Annotated in this window: 13 protein-coding genes; 6 read left to right on the top strand and 7 right to left on the bottom strand. The window is 66.4% G+C overall.

What is annotated here, in order from left to right:
* Positions 1-5: 5 nt before the first annotated feature.
* A complete protein-coding gene (locus PS060_RS01430) occupies positions 6-854 on the top strand; it encodes an aldose 1-epimerase (RefSeq protein WP_273984966.1) in 849 nt (282 codons plus the stop codon).
* Here the strand turns inward: PS060_RS01430 and PS060_RS01435 are convergent.
* The 3 genes from PS060_RS01435 to PS060_RS01445 are packed head-to-tail and all read right to left on the bottom strand — an operon-like array spanning position 851 to position 4,730.
* Complete coding sequence (locus tag PS060_RS01435) at positions 851-1,834, bottom strand: family 43 glycosylhydrolase (RefSeq protein ID WP_273984967.1); 984 nt, start codon at positions 1,832-1,834, stop codon at positions 851-853. The two genes, PS060_RS01430 and PS060_RS01435, sit on opposite strands and share 4 nt — an antisense overlap.
* Positions 1,834-3,618: an IlvD/Edd family dehydratase gene (locus PS060_RS01440; protein WP_273984968.1), complete on the bottom strand. Its 1,785-nt coding sequence runs from the start codon at positions 3,616-3,618 to the stop codon at positions 1,834-1,836. Before PS060_RS01440 ends, PS060_RS01435 begins: the two co-directional genes overlap by 1 nt.
* Positions 3,615-4,730: a LacI family DNA-binding transcriptional regulator gene (locus PS060_RS01445; RefSeq protein ID WP_273984969.1), complete on the bottom strand. Its 1,116-nt coding sequence runs from the start codon at positions 4,728-4,730 to the stop codon at positions 3,615-3,617. Before PS060_RS01445 ends, PS060_RS01440 begins: the two co-directional genes overlap by 4 nt.
* Before the next feature lie 188 nt (positions 4,731-4,918).
* On the opposite strand from PS060_RS01445, the gene PS060_RS01450 reads away from it, so the two are divergent.
* Both PS060_RS01450 and PS060_RS01455 read left to right on the top strand, forming a co-directional pair.
* On the top strand, positions 4,919-7,327 hold the full coding sequence (locus PS060_RS01450; RefSeq protein WP_443112395.1) for a glycoside hydrolase family 3 N-terminal domain-containing protein: 2,409 nt from the start codon (positions 4,919-4,921) through the stop codon (positions 7,325-7,327).
* A complete protein-coding gene (locus tag PS060_RS01455; protein ID WP_273984970.1) occupies positions 7,324-8,529 on the top strand; it encodes an endo-1,4-beta-xylanase in 1,206 nt (401 codons plus the stop codon). The genes PS060_RS01450 and PS060_RS01455 overlap by 4 nt, the downstream gene beginning before the upstream one ends.
* A gap of 152 nt (positions 8,530-8,681) precedes the next feature.
* Here PS060_RS01455 and PS060_RS01460 read toward each other — a convergent pair whose 3' ends face one another.
* Positions 8,682-11,990, bottom strand: a complete 3,309-nt coding sequence (locus PS060_RS01460) for a TonB-dependent receptor (RefSeq protein WP_273984971.1) — start codon at positions 11,988-11,990, stop codon at positions 8,682-8,684.
* A gap of 290 nt (positions 11,991-12,280) precedes the next feature.
* On the opposite strand from PS060_RS01460, the gene PS060_RS01465 reads away from it, so the two are divergent.
* Genes PS060_RS01465 through PS060_RS01475 form a run of 3 tightly spaced genes read left to right on the top strand, consistent with a single transcriptional unit; the run spans position 12,281 to position 16,388 of the window.
* On the top strand, positions 12,281-13,840 hold the full coding sequence (locus PS060_RS01465) for a tryptophan halogenase family protein (protein WP_273984972.1): 1,560 nt from the start codon (positions 12,281-12,283) through the stop codon (positions 13,838-13,840).
* On the top strand, positions 13,837-15,375 hold the full coding sequence (locus PS060_RS01470; protein WP_273984973.1) for a tryptophan halogenase family protein: 1,539 nt from the start codon (positions 13,837-13,839) through the stop codon (positions 15,373-15,375). The genes PS060_RS01465 and PS060_RS01470 overlap by 4 nt, the downstream gene beginning before the upstream one ends.
* Positions 15,372-16,388: a cupin-like domain-containing protein gene (locus tag PS060_RS01475; RefSeq protein WP_273984974.1), complete on the top strand. Its 1,017-nt coding sequence runs from the start codon at positions 15,372-15,374 to the stop codon at positions 16,386-16,388. The genes PS060_RS01470 and PS060_RS01475 overlap by 4 nt, the downstream gene beginning before the upstream one ends.
* Here the strand turns inward: PS060_RS01475 and PS060_RS01480 are convergent.
* From PS060_RS01480 to PS060_RS01490, 3 genes are read right to left on the bottom strand one after another with little or no spacing between them, the layout of a single operon-like run.
* Positions 16,366-17,835, bottom strand: a complete 1,470-nt coding sequence (locus tag PS060_RS01480) for a tryptophan 7-halogenase (RefSeq protein WP_273984975.1) — start codon at positions 17,833-17,835, stop codon at positions 16,366-16,368. The genes PS060_RS01475 and PS060_RS01480 overlap by 23 nt on opposite strands.
* The gene (locus tag PS060_RS01485) at positions 17,832-19,355 is read right to left on the bottom strand and encodes a tryptophan halogenase family protein (protein WP_443112396.1); all 1,524 of its coding nucleotides are present in this window, start codon (positions 19,353-19,355) and stop codon (positions 17,832-17,834) included. Before PS060_RS01485 ends, PS060_RS01480 begins: the two co-directional genes overlap by 4 nt.
* 25 nt (positions 19,356-19,380) lie before the next feature.
* On the bottom strand, positions 19,381-20,784 hold the full coding sequence (locus PS060_RS01490) for a sugar porter family MFS transporter (RefSeq protein WP_443112428.1): 1,404 nt from the start codon (positions 20,782-20,784) through the stop codon (positions 19,381-19,383).
* Between the last annotated feature and the right edge of the window lie 123 nt (positions 20,785-20,907).

Consider the following 20,907-nt stretch of genomic DNA (forward strand, 5'->3'; position numbering starts at 1 on the left):
TCACCATGGCCGGTATCGAATTGCACCATGGCAGTTGGCGTGCGCGCCTGCTGCCCGAGGCGGGCGGGCTGATCGCCACGCTCGATCACGGCGGCGTGCCGGTGCTGCGCCCGATGGCAGGCGATGGTGGCGGCCCGCTTGATGCGGCGTGTTTCCCGATGGTGCCGTGGTGCAACCGCATCGCGGGCGCGCGCTTCGGGTGGGAGGGCGCGGTGGTCGCACTCACGCCCAATTTCCCGCCCGAGCGGCACGCGATCCACGGCCACGGCTGGCAGGCGCAATGGGCAATCGAGGCGCAGGATCAGAGCAGCTGCATGATGGTGCATCGCCATGATGGCCAAACGCCCGGAACATGGCCCTGGGCCTATGAGGCGCGGCAAGCGGTGGTGCTGGACGATGACGGCTGCCGGATAACGCTTGCGCTGACCAACGGCTCCGACCGGTTGATGCCCGCCGGGCTGGGCCTGCACCCCTATCTGCGCCGCCGCGCAGGCAGCCGGGTGACGTTCGGCGCCGCAGCGATTGTGGCGGTGGATGGCGACATGATCCCCAGCGGTGAAAGCCTGCCCCCGGCCCACTTCGCCGATTTCGCCCAAGGAGCGGGCCTGCCGAATACCCTGATCGACCACTGCTACACCGGCTGGAACGGCGCAGCTCAGGTGGCGGATGCGTGCGGCACGATCACGCTCTCCGCCGAGGGGGCGAGCGCGCTCCACCTCTATGCGCCCGGCGATGCCGCGATCCTGTGCCTCGAACCTGTCAACCACGCGCCTGACGCAGCCAACACCGGCACAATGCCGCTGGCCGCGCCAGGGGAGACGGTGCGCCTGACGCTGCGGATCGGTGTCAGTTAGGGCGCGGGCGGCGGGGCAGTCACACCGGCGGCCGTCTGCGTGACGCGGCGCATCAACCCGTCCGCATCATAGGCGAGGTGCTCGACCGTCACCGCCCGCCGCCCGAGCGCGCCTTTCTGCGTGCCGATGGTGAGAGCGGCGTTGTGGAGGAACAGATACCACTGGCCCTTGAACTGGGCGATGCCGGGGTGGATGGTGAAGCTGCCCTCGCCCGATCCGGTCAGCTCGCCCCGGTAGATCCAAGGCCCGTCCAGCGCGGTCGCGGTGGCATAGGACACGCGCTCGTCGGTGTGGTCGCTGCGATCCAATGATGCATAGGTCAGATAGTAGAGCCCGCCCCGCTTGTGGAGCCACGGCCCTTCCTCGAAATGCGGCGGAGTGATCTCGCGGATCGGGCCGTCGATGCTGACCATGTCCTTGCCCAGTTTTGCGATGTAGCACTGGCGGTTGCCCCACGCGATCCAGGTGGTGCCGTCGTCGTCGGTGAAGACGGTGGGGTCGATATCCTCCCAGCTATGCGTGCCCTTGGGGGTCATGTCGTTGCTGACGAGCGCGGAGCCCTTGGCATCGGTGAACGGGCCTTCGGGCCGGTCGGAAACGGCGACCGCGATGGCCTTGCCGGGCTTGGTCGCGTCATGCTCGACCGCGGCGTAGAGCCAGTACTTGCCGTACTTCTCGATCACCTGCGCGGCCCAGGCGTCCTTCTGGGTCCACTTGAAGTCGGCGACCTGCATGATCGGGCCGTGGAAGCGCCAGGTCTTCATGTCGGTGGTCGAATAGGCGAGCCACTCCTTCATGTTGAACATCTCGCCCTCGCCCGCCTCGTCGTGGCCGGTGTAGAGCCACAGCCTGTCACCCAGCGCCAGCGGTGCGGGGTCGGCGGTGAAACGGTCGCGGATGATGGGGTTGGCGCCGGGCGCGGGTTCCTCTGCCGCCAGCGGGGTGACCGCCAGCAGCACAGGTAGAGCGAACCACCGCATCAGTGGTTATGCCGCGGCAATTTCCGCGCCGTCCCGCGATACTTGAGCGCGAAGTCCATCACGCCCCCTTCTGCCAGCTGCCCGGTCTTCTCGCGGTAGAGCTCCTCCCACGGGGTCTGGCTTTCGGGCACCGGCGGAATCGTTTCCTCGGCCTTCCGCCGTGCAATCTCCGCCTCGTCCACCAGCGCATCGCAGGTGCGCGCATTGAGATCGACGCGGATGATGTCCCCCGTGCGCAGCCAGCCGAGGCCGCCGCCGACCGCGCTTTCGGGGCTGACGTTGAGGATCGAGGGGCTGTCGCTCGTCCCCGATTGCCGCCCGTCGCCCAGTGTGGGCAGCCACGGCTTGCCGGCGCGGATCATCGCGTCGGGCGGCTGCATATTGACCACCTCGGCGCTCCCCGGCCAGCCGATCACCCCCGATCCGCGGATCACGAGGATGCAGTCCTCGTCGATGTTCAAGGCCGGATCGTTGATGCGGTGATGGTAATCGTCCGACCCGTCAAACACGATCGCGCGGGCCTCGAACACGCCCTCGGCACCGGGGCGTGACAGGTAACGCGCGCGGAAGGCGGGGCCGATCACGGATGTCTTGAGGATCGCGAAATCGAACAGGTTGCCCGACAGCACCATGAACCCGGCCTTGTCGATCAGCGGATCGGCAAAGGGGCGGATCATCTCGCGGTCGGGGCTTTCGGCACCGCCAAGGTTCTCGGCCATGGTCTTGCCGGTGCAGGTCAGCACGTCGCCATTGAGGCGGCCCGCGTTCAGCAATTCCCACATAGCGGCAGGCACGCCCCCTGCGCGGTGGAAGCGCTCGCCCAGATATTGCCCGGCGGGCTGCATATTGACCAGCAGCGGCAGGTCATAGCCATGCGCTTGCCACACCTCGGTCTCGAGCGGCACCCCCGCGTGCGCGGCCATCGCCATGATATGCGGCTGGGCGTTGGAGGAACCGCCGATCACGCTGACGGTGGCAATCGCGTTCTCGAACGCCTCGCGGGTGAGAATGTCGGAGGGCTTGAGGTCTTCCAGCACCATCTCGACGATCCGCCGTCCGGTGCGATAGGCCATCTGCCCGCGCTCGCGATAGGGCGCGGGGATCGCGGCGCATCCCGTCAGCGAGAGGCCCAGCGCCTCGGCGACGGCGTTCATGGTGCTCGCCGTGCCCATCGAATTGCAATGCCCGGCAGAGGGCGCGCTGGAGGTGGCGCGGTTGAGGAATTCCTCCTCGTCGATCTCGCCTGCCGCCAGTTTGCGGCGGCTGCGCCAGATGACGGTGCCCGAGCCGACCAGCTCGCCTTCATGCCAGCCGTCGAGCATCGGGCCACCTGACAGGACGATAGCGGGAATATCGACCGTAGAGGCAGCCATGATCTGCGAAGGCGTGGTCTTGTCGCAGCCCGTGGTCAGCACCACGCCATCGAGCGGATATCCGTTCAGCAGCTCCACCAGCCCCAGATAGAGCAGGTTGCGATCCAGCGCGGCGGTCGGCCTGCGGCAGTTCTCGAAAATCGGGTGGACGGGAAATTCGATTGGTATGCCGCCCGCATCGCGGATCCCGTCGCGCGTGCGTTTCGCCAGATCCACATGGATGCGGTTGCAGGGGGAAAGGTCGCTGCCGGACTGGGCGATGCCGATGATCGGCTTGCCGCTTTGCAGTTCCTCGGGCGTCACCCCGTAATTCATGAAGCGTTCGAGATAGAGCGCGGTCATGTCCATGCGTTCGCGGTTGTCGAACCAGTCGCGTGAACGCAGGCGGCGGGGTGGCGTCGTGTCTGTCATGGGCTCCCGGGGGGTGGACTGAAAGAGGCAGCGAGGCTTGGCCCCGCATCGGAATTGCGGCGGATCAGCTGGTAGGCGAGCGTCAGCTGCTCAGGCTTCACCTTGCTGGCGCGTGGCTTCTGCTTGTGGACGCGCGCGATCATGGCGACGGCCTCGGCGGTCATTTCGCGGATCGGCTGGCGGATCGTGGTCAGTTCGGGCCAGATCGAACTCGCCAGCTCGGTATCGTCGAAGCCGCACACGGTGATGTCGCCCGGCACATCGAGATGCCGCCGATGCGCCATCGCGACCGTCGCTGCGGCCATGTCGTCATTCGAGGCGAAGATCGCGGTCGGGCGATGGGCGGCACCCAGCAAGCGCTCGGCCGCGACCATGCCCGACCGGTAGGTGAACTGCCCCTGGGCAATCAGGCGCTCGTCAATGGCAAGGCCCGCATCGGTCATCGCCTTGCGATAGCCTTCGAGCCGCTGGCCGCTCGCCACCTGTTCGGGGTTGCCGATGATGAAGCCGATGCGTTCGTGCCCGAGGCTGATGATGTGCCTCGTCATGTCATAGGCGGCCTGGAATTCGTCGATCAGCACGGCCCCGTGGCTGCCGGTCGCCCGGCCCGGGCCGACCGCGACCGCGATCCCGCCCGAGGAGCGGATCAGGTCGAGCACGCTCTGGTCGTCGCACAGCGGCGGGGGGAGAATGTAGCCCTCGATCCCGCCATCGAGCAGTTTCCTGATGACCTTCTGCGCCTCGGCGACATTCTCGCAGGCCTGCACCACCAGATAGATGTCGCGGCGGCTGGCTTCCTCGAGCGCGCCCATCAGGAATTCGCTGAGGTAGGAGGCCGAGGGGTTGTCGAACAGCAGGGCGATGCGCAGCTGCGATCCCGCCGCGAGCGAACGCGCCGCGCGGTTGGGGACGTAGTTGAGCTTGGCGATCGCGCCCAAGACCTTCTGCTTGGTGTCCTCGCGCACGTTCTCCTCGCCGTTGATGACGCGGCTCACCGTCATCGGCGAGCATTGCGCCTCGCGCGCGACATCGGTGATCGTGGGCGCGGCGTTCGAGCGCCGGGCGGCGCGCTTGCGGCTGGGCGTGGCGGAGGGTTCGGGCTTTGTGCTCATGGCGAGCGCCATACTGCGTGCGCCCGAGTGTCAGCAAGCGGCATGATGAGCGCTATCATGGCCCGGCCCCACCCGCCTTGGCGCAAACCTGATCGCAAAGCCGTTGACAAGCCCTCGCCCCCTCATCATGGTAGCGCTACCACACTACAGCGGCCAGTCAAGCCGCCGTGTCAGGAGAGGGACAACTTATGAGAGGGATCAAGCGGGCTGCGCTGGCGGCGGGCGTGTGTCTGGCGGCGTTCGGGATGGCAGTTGCACCGGCAACGCAGGCGCAGCCCGTGGCGGTCGAACGCGCGATGAAGGACGCGCCGTACTGGAACGCAGCGCTCCCCGTCGAACAGCGCGTCGAAGACCTGCTGGCGCGCATGACGCTGGAGGAAAAGGTCGCGCAGATCCTCACCATCTGGGACTCCAAGCCCAAGATCCAGAGCGCCGGTGACGTGTTCGATCCGGCCAAGGCCAGCGCGGTGTTCCCGCAAGGGATCGGCCAGATCGCCCGCCCCTCGGACCGTTCGGGCCCATCGTCTCCGCGCGCCGTGTCGCGCCGCTCGATTGAGGACAGCATCCAATACGTGATCGACGCGCAGCGCTGGGCAATGGAGAATACCCGCCTCGGCATCCCGATCCTGTTCCACGAGGAATCGCTCCACGGCCTTGCGGCCAAGGACGCGACCGCCTTTCCGCAGGCGATCGGCCTTGCCTCGACCTGGGACCCGGCACTGGTGCGCGACATCAACGCCCTCATCGCCGATGAAACGCGCGCACGCGGGGTGCACATGGTGCTCTCCCCCGTGGTCGATGTCGCCCGCGATCCGCGCTGGGGGCGGATCGAGGAAACCTTCGGCGAAGACCCCTTCCTTGTCGGCGAGATGGGCGTCGCCTCGGTCGAGGGGCTGATGGGCAGCGGCACCGCCCGCAAGCTCGCACCGGGCAAGGTGATGGCCACGCTCAAGCACATGACCGGCCACGGCCAGCCCGAAAGCGGCACCAATGTCGGCCCCGCCCCGATCAGCGAGCGCACCTTGCGCGAAATGTTCTTCCCCCCCTTCGAACAGGTCGTGCGCCGCACGAAAATCGACGCGGTGATGGCGAGCTATAACGAGATCGACGGCATCCCCAGCCACGCCAACCGCTGGCTGCTGGAAGGCGTGCTGCGGGGCGAGTGGGGGTATCAGGGCGCGGTCGTATCGGACTATTACGCCATCGAGGACATGGCCCGCCTCCACCACATCGCCCCCGACAATGCCGGTGCAGGCGAGCTGGCGCTGCTCGCCGGGGTGGATGTCGATCTGCCTGAAGGCGCGGGGTTCAAGGATCTCGCCGCCAGCGTGCGTGAAGGCCGGGTGCCGCAGGCGGCTCTCGACAATGCCGTGCGGCGGCTCTTGACCATGAAGTTCAACGCCGGGCTGTTCGACAACCCCTGGCCCGATCTCGCCAAGGCGCAGACGTCGAACGGGGCCGAAGGCGTGGCGCTCGCCCGGCTGGCGGCGGAAAAGTCGCTGGTGCTGCTCAAGAACAATGGCGCCTTGCCGCTGGCGGTGCCGGACAAGGCGGGCGGCACAAAGCCCACCATTGCGGTGATCGGCCCCAATGCGGACGTGGCGCGGCTGGGCGGCTATTACGGCGAACCGCGCGCCAGCGTCACGCCGCTTGCCGGCCTGCGCGCTGCCGTGGGGAACCGCGCGAACATCGTCCACGCGCTGGGCGTCGAAATCGTCAAGGGCGATAGCGACTGGTGGGACGATCCGGTCGAGCTCGCCGACCCGGCCGAAAACCGCCGCCGCATCGCCGAAGCGGTCGAGGTCGCCAAAGCCGCGGACACCATCGTCCTGTTCATCGGCGACACCGAAAAGACCAGCCGCGAAGGTTGGGCCGCCAATCACCTTGGCGACCGCACCAGCCTTGATCTGGTGGGCGAACAGAACGATCTGTTCCGGGCGATGAAGGCGCTCGGCAAGCCGGTGGTGGTTGTTCTCGTGAACGGCCGCCCGCCTAGCTACCCGACCATCGCCGCAGAGGCCGATGCCATCCTTGAAACGTGGTATGCGGGCGAACAGCAGGGCCATGCGATTGCCGATGCGTTGCTCGGCAAGGTCAATCCGGGCGGCAAGCTGCCGGTCTCGGTCGCGCGCAATGCGGGCCAGCTGCCGCTGTTCTACAACCACAAGCCCAGCGCGCGGCGCGGGTATCTGTTCGACGAGGTGACGCCGCTCTACCCCTTCGGCTGGGGGCTGAGCTACACCACCTTCCAGCTGGGCGCGCCGCAGCTGTCCCAAGCGACGATCAAGCCGGGCGAAGGCGTGACGGTGACGGTGCCCGTTACCAACACCGGCGCGCGCAGCGGTGACGAGGTGGTGCAGGTCTATCTGCGCGACGACATCAGTTCGGTGACGCGCCCGGTCAAGGAGCTGGTGGGCTTCCAGCGCGTGACTCTCAAACCCGGCGAGACGCGCAATGTCGCGATCACGATCGCCCCGCGCGCTTTCATGCTGTGGAACACCGACATGAAGCAGGTGACCGAGCCCGGCACCTTCACGCTGATGACCGGCGCCAATTCCGCTGAGGTGCAGAGTGTGAAGCTGGAGGTGCGCCCATGACCGTCTCTCGCCGCGACGCATTGGGCGCGATCGGAACCACGCTGGCCGCACTGCCGCTGGTCGGCTGCGGCGGCGGATCGGCCTCGCCTGCCCCGGTCAGCACCCCGCCTGCCCCGCCTTCGGGCGGAGGCGGTGCGCCTCAACCCGGCCTCAACACACTCGCCCTGCGGGGACGCCGCAAGTTCGGCAGCGCCATCGCTTCGACCCCCGGCAACAGCAATGGGGGCTCGATCCAGAACAGCGCCTATACCGACATCATCCGGGCCGAATGCGGGCTTGTCGTCCCCGAAAACGAGATGAAGTGGCAGGCCGTCCGCCCCAGCCCCACGGTCTATACCTTCGACCGGATGGACGAGATTGTCCGCTGGGCGCAGGCCAATGCCCTGGCGGTGCGCGGACACACCCTGCTGTGGCACCGCCCGCAATGGTTCCCGAACTGGCTCAACACCTATGACTATGGCGCCAATCCCGTGCGCGAGGCCGAGCGGCTGCTGACCGAGCATATCCAGACCGTCACCCGCCGCTACAAGGGCGTGATCACCTCCTATGATGTGGTCAACGAAGCGATCGACCATGATCGCAACGCCCCCATCGAAACCAGCATGAGCCGCGCGATGGGCAGCCCCGAGGCGGTGCTCGACCTCGCCTTCCACACCGCGCGGGCCGAACTGCCGGATGCGCAGCTAGTGTATAATGATTACATGAGCTGGGAGCCGCAGCACGCGCGCCACTGCGATGATGTGCTGCGCCTGCTCGAAGGCTTCAGGAAGCGCGGCACCCCCGTCGATGCGCTGGGCATCCAGTCGCATATCGAGATTTTCGCGATTGATCCGGCGACCGGCAATGGCCCCTATGCCGAAGCGGCGTGGCGGCGGTTTCTGGATGAGGTCACCGGCATGGGCTACCGCCTGCTCGTCACCGAGTTCGACGTGAAGGACAAGGCGCTGCCCGCCAATATCGCCAGCCGCGACGCAAAGGTGGCGGACTTTGCGCGGCGCTATTTCGAGGTGATGTTCGATTACGCCGCCCATCTCGATGATGTGCTCGCCTGGGGCATGGTCGACCGGTTCAACTGGTTGCAGGGCTTTGATCCCGCCAAGCGCGCCGACGGGCAGGAGGTGCGCGGCACGCCCTATGATTCCCAGTATCGCGCCAAGCCGCTGCGCAGCGCGATCGCCAACGTTCTCAGCGCTGCCGGCTAACGCTCTTTCCTCCGGCAGCACCCCCTGCGGCCCGGGCACTGTCCCGGGCCATTTTTTTGCCCGCCCGCGCCCGCAGCGCGCATGAGAAAAGGGCCCCCCGGCTTGTGCCGGAGAGCCCTTTCCCTGGGGAAGCCCTCGCAAGGGGTCGTAAGTTAGAAGTTCCCCCGCAGGATGAACGAGAAGCGCCGGTCGTTCATGAAGAACGAACGCGGGGCAAGAACATCGGGGTCGCCGGTATAGGCCTGCGTGGTGCGGGTCACTTCGTTGAGCAGGTTCACCCCCTGCACACCCACCCGGATATTGTCGGTGATGTTGAAGAACATCGACGCATCCAGCTGCCCAGTCGATTCATTGAAGATCGAATAGAACGGGAAGATCACGTCCGCCGGCGTCAGCAGGAACCGCGAACGCCAGTTATAGGCGGCCCGCAGGCTGATCGGCCCCTTCTCGTAGAACACCGTCGCGTTGACGTTGTGCTTGGAGAGCTGTTCGAGCGGCAGGTTACCCGGCGGGACAGTGGATTCGTCCACCGGCTCGCCCGTGTTGAGGAAGCTGTTGGGAAGCCCCTTGCTCTCGATGAAGGTATAGTTGGCCGCGATCCCCAGACCGTCCAATGGCTTGGGCAGGAAATCATAGGTCTGCTGATAGGCGACCTCGAAACCCTTGATCTTGCCGTTTTCCTCGAAATTGTCGGGGCCGCGCACCAGAACGGTCTTGGTCACACCATTGCTGGTGATTTCCCGGGTGAAGATGTCCTGGAAGAAGAAGTCCTTCACGTCCTTGTAGAAGGCGTTGAAGGTGAGCGATCCGACCGTATCGAAATACCATTCGACCGTCGCATCGAACTGCCAGGCCGTGGCCGGGCGCAGATCCGGGTTGCCGGCAGTCGCGGTCAATTCGCTGCCCTCCAGACCGATCGTCAGGAAGTTGCGAATGAGCGCGTTGTCGGGCCGGGTCAGCACCTTGGATGCGGCAAACCGGACGATCACGTCGCTGGTGACGCCAAGCTTCAGGTTGAGGCTCGGCAGCCAGAAATCGTAATTCGTGTCCGCCACGCTGCGCAAGCCCCCATCGGCGGTGCCGTTGCCCGCGAACCGCTGGAGATCGGCATAGCCTTGCGGACCAAGGTTGCAGACCCCGCCCGGCGTGGTGGGCGGCGTGCCGGGAGGCGCACCATCGGGCACGCCCGCCTCGCAGCGACCCGGCGTGATGATCGCTCCGGTAACCGGATCAAGCACGTTGAAGAACGGATCCTGAATGCCCAGCGCCTGCCGGCTCGGCACGCCGAGGAAGCCTTCGGAGCGCACCCGCGTGTCGACATAGCGCACGCCGATATTGCCCGACAGGCGGAGCGAGGAACCGAACAGGTCATCGGCACCGAATTCGAGCTGGAGATAGGCCGCCGCATCCTGCTGGGTCAGCGGCTGGATATCCTCGCGCAGATATGGCGTTCCGGGGATCGCCCCCTGCCGTCCGGCCAGCGGCACCCACGAGGGCGAGCTGCCGAGCGTGCGCGAAATGGCCTGCACCGACTGGAAGTCGGCAATCGCGCCTTCATAGTCGCCGATCAGATCGCCGGTGTAATAGAACGCGCCCGGAGGCCCGGGAACCTGCCCGCGGAAGAAATTGGGGAATTCATAACGCTCGGACAGCCCTGCGGGCGTATCGGCGAAATTGGTCGGGCGCGAACCGGACCACACCTCGCTCAGCATCCCCCAGTTGTAGGTGGTGTAACGCACCGTCTGGTCGCGATCCTGATAGCGCGCGCCCCACTTGGCCTTGCGCAGGAAGGCATCATCATCGAACTCATAGGCCATGTCGGCCTGGAAGGCATATTGCTTGCCGCTCGAATCCTCGATGTGATCCATCGCCGCGCGCCAGAACTGGAAGCGCGGATCGTTGAAATACTGCTCGTCCGTCGCACCAGCCAATGCGGTGCCCGGGGTAGACCAGTTGTAGCCGAGGAACTGCGGCTTGCGCGGCACGATCACCGGCAGATCGCCCGAGATGTCGAGCTCCTGATCGGCGAACAGGGATCCGAACACGCTGAAGTCGAGGTTCTGCTTGCGCGACTTGGCATATTGCGCGTCGAGCCGCAGCGACAGGCGATCGGTCAGCTCGGTCTTGAGGTTGAGCGAGAAGTCCTGGTTGACGATCTCGTCATTGACCTGACGGCGCGCGAGCGATTGCTGAAGCCCGCCAATCGGCACGAAGGGCGAGGCACCCGGATCACCGCGCCAGCCATTGCTGGTGTTGACGATATAGCCCGACTGGAACAGCCCGGTGTCGTCATAGATGAAGTCGGTAAACCCGCCCACCGGGCACTGCGCGCGCGAGGTCGGATCGCCCAAGCCCCCGCCGGGATTGATGCGGTTGGGGCCATCGGAGTTTTGCAGACAGCCGATCGGGTAGGTGGTGTATTCGGCCTGATCCGGGGCCGTCTCGTAGGTGTACTCGCCCCACTTGTTGGTCGAGGCGGAGCGAATGAATTCGGCGGTGATGACGGTCTTGCCATCGACCGATTCGAACTGCGCCGATGCCGCGATCCCGTTGCGCTCGCGGTCGAATTCCTGGGTGCGGAACTGGCCGCCCACCGGGGCCACGCGGCTGGCGGCGTAATCGGCAAAGCCATCCGCGCCCGCGGTTCCGAAATTGCCGCAAAGCGATCCGCCCGGCGGCAGGGTCGAGGTGTCGGTCGTGCCCGGCAGCGGGTTGCGGCACACCAGCACGCCATCGGTGTTGGACGCATTCACCAGACGCCCGTCGCGGGTCTGGTAGTTGGCGACCTGAAGACCGTCGGCGCGGCTCTTGATCCGCGAATAGGACGCGCTCAGCAGCAGGCCGAAGCGGCCCTTGTCGGTGTCCCAGGTGTTGCTGATCAGGCCCGACAGGGTCGGCGTCCATTCCTTGCGGAAATCGCCGTAGTTGGCCTCGCCGCTGAAGGCGATCTTGAGGCCGTTGTTGTCGAACGGCTTGCGGGTGTTGAGGTTGACCGTCCCGGCCAGGCCGCCTTCGATCGTCTCGGCGGTGGCGTTCTTGCTGATCACCACCGAACCCAGCAATTCGGCCGGCACGTCGGCAAAGTTCAGCGCTTGCCCGCCCACACCGGCAGAAAAGGCGGTGCGGCCGTTGAATTCCGAGCGCACGAAATTGAGGCCGCGGATCACCACGCCCGAGCCTTCGACCGAGAAGTGGTCGGGATCGTTCGACCCGGCGAAACGGTTGATGGCAATGCCGGGGACGCGCTGGAGCGCTTCGGTCACCGACCGGTCGGGCAGCGCGCCGATGTCCTGCGCGGTGATCGCGTCGACCACGGTGTCGGCGTTCTTCTTGAGGTTCTGGGCATTGGCGAGGCTCGCACGCAAGCCGCTGACGACGATCTCGCTGCCGACATCGGCCGGCTCTTCCTGATCCTGCGCGGCGGCTGATTCCTCGGCGGCCTGAGCTTCATCCTGCGCCATTGCCGCTCCGGCAGAAACGGCGCTTCCGACAACCAGCGCAGACGCCCCCGCCCGCAGCACGCTCTTGAACCATGAATCCCGGCGCCGATTCCAGACGCCATCGTGCTGCATCGAGCTGCGCATTTGATCCCTCCCCATGTTAGCGCTATCATTTATACGTAGATAGCTTGCCCTCTTGTGGAAGCATGGCTTATCGGTGGCTGAGCCGATTGACAATAGGTCTTCGCATTTTTGCAGGGATACTGTGGCAATTTGCCAACAATGCCCGGACAGGATAGGATTGCGGGAGGATGAGAGGGATCAATGGTATCGGTAACGCGAACCGCCTTGCGCGGGTCGTGATCGTCGGCGGAGGCACCGCCGGATGGATGGCGGCTGCCGCGCTGTCGCGCTTTTTCAATGATGGCCAGCGCACCGTCACCCTGATCGAATCCGACGCCATCGGGACGGTCGGCGTGGGCGAGGCGACCATTCCGCCGATCCGCAGCTTCAACGCGATGCTCGACATCCCGGAAGCCGAATTCCTGCGCGAAACGCGTGGCACGGCAAAGCTCGGGATCGAGTTCGTCAATTGGGGGCGGCAGGGCGACCGCTACTTCCACCCCTTCGGCACCTATGGGCAAGACCTCCACGGCATCGCCTTCCACCAGCTCTGGCTGCGCGAGCATGGACGTGGCGGCACGGTGAGCGCAGGCGACATCGGCGCCTATTCGATGTGCACCGCCGCAGCCCAAAGCGGCAAGTTCGCGCGTCCGGCGGCAGGCGCGCAGTCGGTGGTGCGCGAGATCGCCTATGCCTATCACTTCGACGCGGGGCTCTATGCCGCCTATCTGCGCCGACTTGCGACCCGGCAGGGCGTGACCCGGATCGAGGGCGAGATCACCGCCGTCACCCGCGACGGCGAAAGTGGCGATGTCGCCAGCGTCACGCTTGCCAATGGCACCACCGTCGCGGGCGACCTCTTCATTGACTGCTCGGGCTTTCGTGGGCTGCTGATCGAAGGCGCGTTGGGCACCGGCTACGAGGACTGGAGCCGCTGGCTGCCGATGGACCGTGCGCTCGCCGTGCCGACCCGCTCGCCCGGCCCGCCCGATCCCTTCACCCGCGCCGCGGCGCACACCGCAGGCTGGCAATGGCGCATCCCCTTGCAGCACCGCACCGGCAACGGGCACGTCTTCTCCAGCGCCTTCATGGGCGAGGACGAGGCGCGCGACATCCTGCTCGCCAATCTTGAGAGCGAACCTCTGGCCGAACCGCGTGCCTTGAGGTTCCTCACCGGGATGCGGCGCAAGGCGTGGAACCACAATGTCGTCGCGCTGGGGCTGTCGTCAGGCTTCATCGAACCGCTCGAATCGACCTCGATCCACCTGATCCAGAACGGCCTGCAACGCCTGTTCGCGCTGTTTCCCGACAGCCCGATCAACCCGCTGGAGCGTGAGGAATACAACCGCGGGATGCACGCCCTGTATGAGGACGTGCGCGATTTCGTGATCCTGCACTACAAGGCGACGCAGCGCGAAGACTCGGAATTCTGGCGCTATGTCAAGAACATGGACATCCCCGAAAGCCTCGCCCACAAGATCGCGCTGTGGCAGCGTCGGGGCCGCGTGTTCCGCGAGAATGCAGAGCTCTTCGCTCAGCCCAGCTGGGTGGCGGTGATGCTGGGGCAAAACATCTGGCCCGAGAGCCACGACCCCATCGCCGACACGCTCGATCCCGACAAGGTCGCCGCCGCCATGGCGCAGATGCGCGCGGCCTATGCCGATGTCGCCGCACGGCTGCCGACCCACGAGGACTTCCTGCGCCAGTCAGGCAGCTGGCACGATGCGCCGCAGCCGGTGACCGCATGAGCGCGCCTTCGCCCGTCACGAAAATCGTCATCGTCGGCGGCGGCACCGCCGGGTGGATGACGGCCGCCGCAATGGTGCGCGTGCTGGGCCAGATGCCCGGCCTATCGGTTACGCTTGTCGAGAGTGAGGCAATCGGCACGGTCGGCGTCGGCGAGGCGACGATCCCGCAGATCATCGGTTTCAACCGCCTGCTCGGGTTGGACGAGATGCAGTTCATGCGCGAGACCCGCGCGACCTACAAACTGGGCATCGAATTCGTCGATTGGCTGCGGGTTGGCCATGCCTATGTCCACCCTTTCGGCAGCTTCGGACTCGATATGCTGGGGATCGAGTTCCAGCACTTTTTCCTGCGCGGCGCCAATCTGGGGGAGACCGCGCGGATCGACGACTATTCGATCGCGGCGGTCGCGGCCAAGATGGGCCGTTTTGGCTGGCCGCGCCCCGACCAGCCCAAATCGCCGCTATCGAAGCTGTCCTACGCCTTCCAGTTCGATGCGGGCCGCTATGCCCGCTTCCTGCGTGGTTACGCCGAGAATGCGGGCGCGGTGCGGGTCGAAGGCCGCATCGTTGCGGTGGAACAGGACGGGGAAAGCGGCTTCGTCACCAACGTGACGCTGGAGGATGGGCGGCAGGTGACGGGCGAGTTGTTCATCGACTGCTCGGGCTTCCGCTCGCTTCTGCTAGGGCAGGCGCTGGGCGTGCCCTTTACCGACTGGTCGAAGTGGCTCCCGTGCGATTCGGCGGTCGCGATTCCTTGCACCTTGGGTGGCCGCAACGAGCCGCTGACCCGCTCCACCGCGCGGCAGGCCGGCTGGCAATGGCGCATCCCGCTCCAGCACCGGATCGGCAACGGCCATGTGTTTTCGTCTGCCCATATCGACCGGCAGGCGGCGACCGATCTGCTGCTGGCGAACCTCGACGGCACGCCGCTCGCCGATCCCAATCACTTGGCGTTCAAGGCCGGGCACCGGGCGCGGGCGTGGGAGAAGAACGTGGTGGCGCTCGGCCTTGCGGCAGGCTTCCTCGAACCGCTCGAATCGACCTCGATCCATCTGGTGCAGTCGGGCATTGCGCGGCTCCTTGCGCTCTTCCCCGACACCGGCTTCAGCGCCGTGGAGCGCGACCGCTTCAACGCCGAGACGGAGCGCGAATACCTTAACATTCGCGACTTTCTGGTGCTCCACTACCGCGCCAGCGAGCGCGATGATTCCGAGTTCTGGCGTTATTGCCGCAACCTCGAAGCGCCTGACGGCCTCGCCGAGAAGCTCGCAATGTTCCGTTCCTCGGGCCGGATCATCCGCGAGAACAACGAGCTGTTCACCGAGGATAGCTGGCTTTCCGTTATGCTGAGCCAGGGCGTGACACCGCGCGCGCATCATCCGGCGGCGTGGATGCTGGACGATGCCGAGACCCGCCAGCGGCTTGGCCATATCCGCGCCGTTATCGCGCAGGCCGCGGCGGGCTTGCCGATGCAGGACGAATTCCTCAAAGCGGGCGGCGGGGCAATCGCGCCCGCCGAGCACCTGACCGCATGACCACCCTGCCCGCGCCTGCCCCGATCCGCGAACTGCACGGCCCGCTCGATGCGGCAGGCTTCGCCGCGCTTCAGGCCGAGGGCCGCCCGGTGGTGTTGCGCGGGCTGGTGGCCGATTGGCCTGCGGTGGCGGCGGCCAAGGCGGGGGATGCGGCGATGATCGCCTATCTCACCCGCGAACCCACCAGCCGTCCCGTCAGAGCGATCGCCGCTGCGCCGTCCGAACAGGGGCGGTTTTTCTACACCCCGGATCTTGCCAACCTCAATTTCGTGCGCGGCCAGGGGCGGCTCGAGACCTTCCTGCGCGATCTGCTGGCGGCAGCGCAGATGCCCGATCCGCCGGCGATGGCAGTGCAATCGGAGATGATTGCCGACCTGCTCCCCGCCTTCGCGCGTGAGAACCCGCTGGCGTTGCTGCCCGACGTGCCCGCGCGGATCTGGATCGGCAACCGCATCAAGGTCGGCACGCATTGGGATGCCAAGGCCAATGTCGCGTGCTGTGTCGCCGGGCGGCGGCGCTTCACGATCTACCCGCCCGATCAGACCGCCGCGCTCTATCCCGGCCCATTCGAACTGACCCCGGCCGGCGTGCCGGTCAGCATGGTTGATCCACACGCGCCCGATCTTGCCCGCTTTCCCGACTTTGCCGCAGCAGCGCAGGTGGCGCAGGCTGCAACGCTGCTGCCGGGGGATGCGATCTACATCCCCTATGGCTGGTGGCACGGGGTGGATTCGCTCGAACCGGTCAGCATCCTCGTCAATTACTGGTGGGCGCCGGGCAACCCTGCGGGGATCGGCAGCCCCTATGACGCGCTGATGCACGCGATGTACGCCTTCCGGCATATGCCCGAAGACCAGCGGGCGGTGTGGCGAGGCTTGCTCGATTACTATGTGTTTGGTGCCGCGGGCGATCCGGGCGCGCATTTGCCGGAGAGCGCGCGGGGAATACTCGGCCCGCCAACGCGCGAAAATTTCGCGGCGATGCGCGATTTCATCCGGCAGGTGCTGAACTGACAGCCTGTGCAAGCCACTGCGCGTAAGGCGGGGCAAAGGCGAGTGCAGCGCGGACATCATTGGCAAAGACCGACCGGGCGTGCGCCTCGTCTGCGGCACCGGCGCACAGCGCGACAGGCGGCAGTCCCGGGCTCCAACCGAGCGCGACCAGCAGCGCGAACTGCTCCTGCGAAAGCAGCGGTGCTTCCTCGCGGAACGGGATGCGCCCGCGCCGCAGGAACTGGTCGATCACCTCCCCGACGCGCCCCGGCAGTTCCCTCGCGCCAAAGATGCGCTGCGCTGCGATTCCGGCAAAGTGGAACGCCAGAAGCTCGTGCACGCCTTCCATCATCAGCACCGAGCGGCGGTTGTATTCGGCCCGCTCATGGGGCGTGATCGCGCGCCCCGGCAGCATCTCCAGCAGCAGCGCCAACTGGCGATGCGCCAAATCGAGGTGGTACGGCCCAAGCGGCTCGAACCGCGCCGCAGCATCGCCCAGCGCAACGACATTGCCGAGCCAAGGCGCCGCAGCGCGCCCCGGTGTCAGAGCGATCACGGCGTTGGGCACGGCCCCGAGCAGCGCCGTCACCGCCTCCACTGGCAAGGGCGCTGGTGTGCCCAGCATCCGATGCACCCCGTCGCGCCCTGCAACCTCGCTCACCCAGCCTGCCTCGGTGAGCGTCAGACGGTCTTCAAGCGCCAGCACGGGCGCTGCGGGCGAGGCGCGGTAGATGTGGCGCGTCGGCAGGCTTGCCGACCAGTCGGTGAAAGCGAAAGCGGGATGCGCGGCAAGAAGGCTCGCTTGCGGTCCGCTGCAATCGAGGAAAAGATCAGCCGCGATCATCCCCTGCCCGGCAAGGCCGATCGCGGCGACATCCTCACCGGAGCCCATCTCCACCCGATCAAGCGTGCCTTGCACGTAGCCGACGCCCAGTGCCTCGGCGTGCCGGATCAGCAGTGCGCGGTAGGCCGCGGGGTGCCAGCGCAGGGCGTAATCGACCGCTGAAATCGGTGTCAGCTCGCCCGGAGGCGGCGGGGCGAAGCGGCCCTGCTCGGCAAGCGCCTCGGCAAGGCTGCCAGCGGCCGGCGCGCCCTCGCCCGGCAATCGCACCCGGCCCCAGTCGCGCGCGAAAGCGGTCTTCAAGGCTGGATCGAGCACCTCGCCATAGGCCAGCGTGCCCGCCTGCCCCGCTCCGCCCCATCCGGCAAACCGCGTGACAAGGCGATAGGAACCACCCGCCTCGCGCACGACGTCACTCTCGGCGAGGCCCAACCGGTCGTGCAGCTTGTTGGTGAAGGGCAAGGCGGTCGCCGAGGTGTCGGCGAAGGCGGCGGGGCTGGTCGGGGTGCCCACGACCACCACCTCGCACCCAGGCAATGCGCGGCGCAGCGCGATCGCGGCAAGAATGCCGACCGGCCCGCCGCCGACCACCGCCACGCGGCGCAAGGGCTCGCGCGCAGCGCTCATGCCGCCTCTGCGAGCCGCGCGGCCTCGCGCATCAGGAAATCACGGTGGCCGGGCATGGTCGCGACCTCGCCCGTCACCGCCATCCGCAGACGTTCGGTGGCGCGGGCGAGCGCATCCGGCGCGATCATCGCGGTGCGGGGATCATGCGCCTCCGGCAGCATCCCTTGCCCGAGATAGACCGCAATCCAGCTGGCATCGTAGAACAGGCCATCGGAGTATTTCTCGATCCGCGCCGCCTTGCGCCACAGCTCGAGCTTGCCCGCCAAACTGTCTGGCACCTGCATCGTGCGCACATGGTTCCAGAACTCGGAATCGTCGCGGGTGGTGGCGTGGTAGTGGAGGATCAGGAAGTCGCGCACCCGGTCATATTCCATGTCGACCAGCCGGTTGAATTCATCCCGGTCGCGCGGGTCGATGGTGCCGCCCACCGGAAACAGCTCGATCAAATAGGTGATCGCCATTTGCGCCAGATAGATCGAGGTCGATTCAAGCGGTTCGAGAAATCCGCTCGCCAGCCCGACGCCGATGACATTGTGGCTCCACGATCGCGCGCGCCTGCCGGGGCGAAACTTGAGGATGCGCGGATCGGCCAGTGGCCTCCCCTCCGCGCTCGCGATGATCGCCTCGCAGGCCTGCTCCTCGGAGATGTGCGCCGAGGAGAAGACATAGCCGTTGCCCATGCGGTGCTGGAGCGGGATCTGCCAGCGCCATCCGGCGGGCATGGCGGTGGCGGTGGTGTAGGGGCGCAGGTCTGGCGTGGCGTGGGTGCAGGGCATGGCGGCGGCGCGGTCGCAGGGCAGCCAGTGCGTCCAGTCCTCCCACGCCTCGCCCAATTCCTGCCCGAGCAGGATCGAGCGGAAGCCCGAGCAATCGACGAACAGATCGCCCATGATCCGCCGCCCATCGGCCAGCACCAGGGCGACCACATCGCCACTCTGCGCGTCGCGCTCGACACTGACAACGCGCCCCTCGTGCCGTTCGACCCCCACCTCTCGGGCAAAATCCCGCATGAAGGGGCCAAACAAGGTTGCGTCGAACTGGTAGGCATAGCCATAGGTCGAGGCGAGACCATCGCCCGTCGCGGGCGGGCGGAAGCGGTTGGCCTTGGCAGCGGCGACCGCCAGCGAATAGTCCCCGATATCCCGCGCCAGCCCATGCCGCGCCAGTTCCAGCCACCAGTGGTGAAAGCCCACCCCCTGCACCTCCTCGCCGAAGGAGCCGAAGGGGTGGATGTAGCTTTCCCCGATCCGCCCGAAATCGCGGAAGTCGATCCCCAGCTTGTAGGTCGCATGGGTGGCCTTCATGAACGCCGCCTCGTCGATCCCGAGCTTTTCGACGAAACCGCGGATGTGGGGCAGCGTGGCCTCCCCCACCCCGACAATGCCGATCTCCTCGCTTTCGACCAGCGCGACCGAGGCGATCCCGGGGAGCAGCTTTGCGATCCCCGCCGCCGTCATCCATCCGGCCGTGCCGCCACCAAGGACGACAACGCGCAACGGCTGAGGTGCCTCTCCCATCATACCCTCCAAGCTACCACCGGGCGCGTCAGCCGACCATCTCCTCCAGCTCCTTGCCCTTGGTTTCGGTGATGAACTTGCTCACGAGCACAAAGCTGATCGCGGCGCTGATGGTGTAGAACAGGTAGGTCGGCGCAAGACCAAGGCCGCTCGCCATGCCGGGGAAGGTCTGCACCACGGCATAGTTTGCGCCCCACTGCGCAAGCCCCGCCACCGCGAGCGCCGATCCGCGCATCTGGTTGGGGAACATCTCGCCCAGCATTACCCACATCACCGGCCCCCAACTGAAGTTGAAGAAGATGACGTAGAGATTGGCAGCGATCAGCGCGATCCAGCCTGCGCTTTCGCTGAGAACGAGGTTGCCCGCCGCATCGCTGCCTGCACCAGAGAAGGCGTAAGTCATCGCCCCGAGCGTCGCCGCCATCCCTGCCGAGCCGATCAGCAGCAGCGGCTTGCGCCCGATCCGGTCGATCAGCAACAGGGCCGCAAACACCGCCGCAATCGAGGCAAGGCCGGAGATGATGTTGCGTTCGAGCGCCACCTCCTCCGAAACCCCCGCCAGCCGCCACAGCGTCTCGCCGTAGTAGAAGATCACGTTGATCCCGACGAATTGCTGGAAGGTCGCAAGCAAGATGCCCGCCCACACGATCGGGCGGAAGATCGTGCCCTTCGCCAGCACATCGGACAGGCGCGGACGGTGGTCGCCCGCGAAGGAATCGCGGATTTCGCCGACCTTGCGGTCTGCCTCCTCCGCGCCGAACAGGCGGGTCAGCACCTTGCGCGCTTCGTCCTCGCGGCCCCGGTTGACGAGATAGCGCGGGCTTTCCGGAATGAAGAGCAAAGCCACCAGAAACACCGCTGCGGGCGCGGCCTGCGCCAGATACATCCAGCGCCAGGCCGGCATCCCGGCCACGTCGCCCAGCGAATCCCCTGCCGCCTGTGCGAGGAAATAGTTGACGAGAAAGGCCGCCGTCAGCCCGGTGATGATCATCACCTGCTGCACCGTGGTCAGCCTTCCGCGGATCTTGGCCGGGGCCACTTCCGAGATGTACAGCGGCGAGAGCACCGAGGCCGCACCCACCGCCATGCCGCCTGCAAAGCGCGCGATCACGAACAGCGTGTGGCTGTCGGTTTCGCCTTGCACGATCGCACCGACGAGGAACAGCAGCGCTGCGATCACCATCACGCGCTTGCGGCCCAGTGCATCGGCCAGCCGTCCAGCCAGAAACGCGCCCGCCGCGCAGCCGATCAGCAGCGAGCCGACGGTGAAGCCCAACCCCGCATCATCGAGCGCGAAGGCCTGCTTGAGCCCCGCCTGCGTCCCGTTAACCGCACCGCTATCATAGCCGAACAGCAATCCGCCAATGGTCGCCACCGCGACGATCGCGGAAATCAGCGCCATGTTGGCGCCGCCCCGTGTGTTGTCCAAGATCCCTCTCCCCGGCTGCGTGGTTGCAACCCGCACCATTTATGGTAGCGCTACCTTTGACCGAAAAACGCGGCTTGGCAAGCGGCGTTTTCACAGTTCGGATTCGCACAGTTCAGGAGAGTGGCA

It is taken from the genome of Erythrobacter sp. BLCC-B19 (genome assembly GCF_028621955.1).
In the GTDB taxonomy this organism is placed as follows: domain Bacteria; phylum Pseudomonadota; class Alphaproteobacteria; order Sphingomonadales; family Sphingomonadaceae; genus Erythrobacter.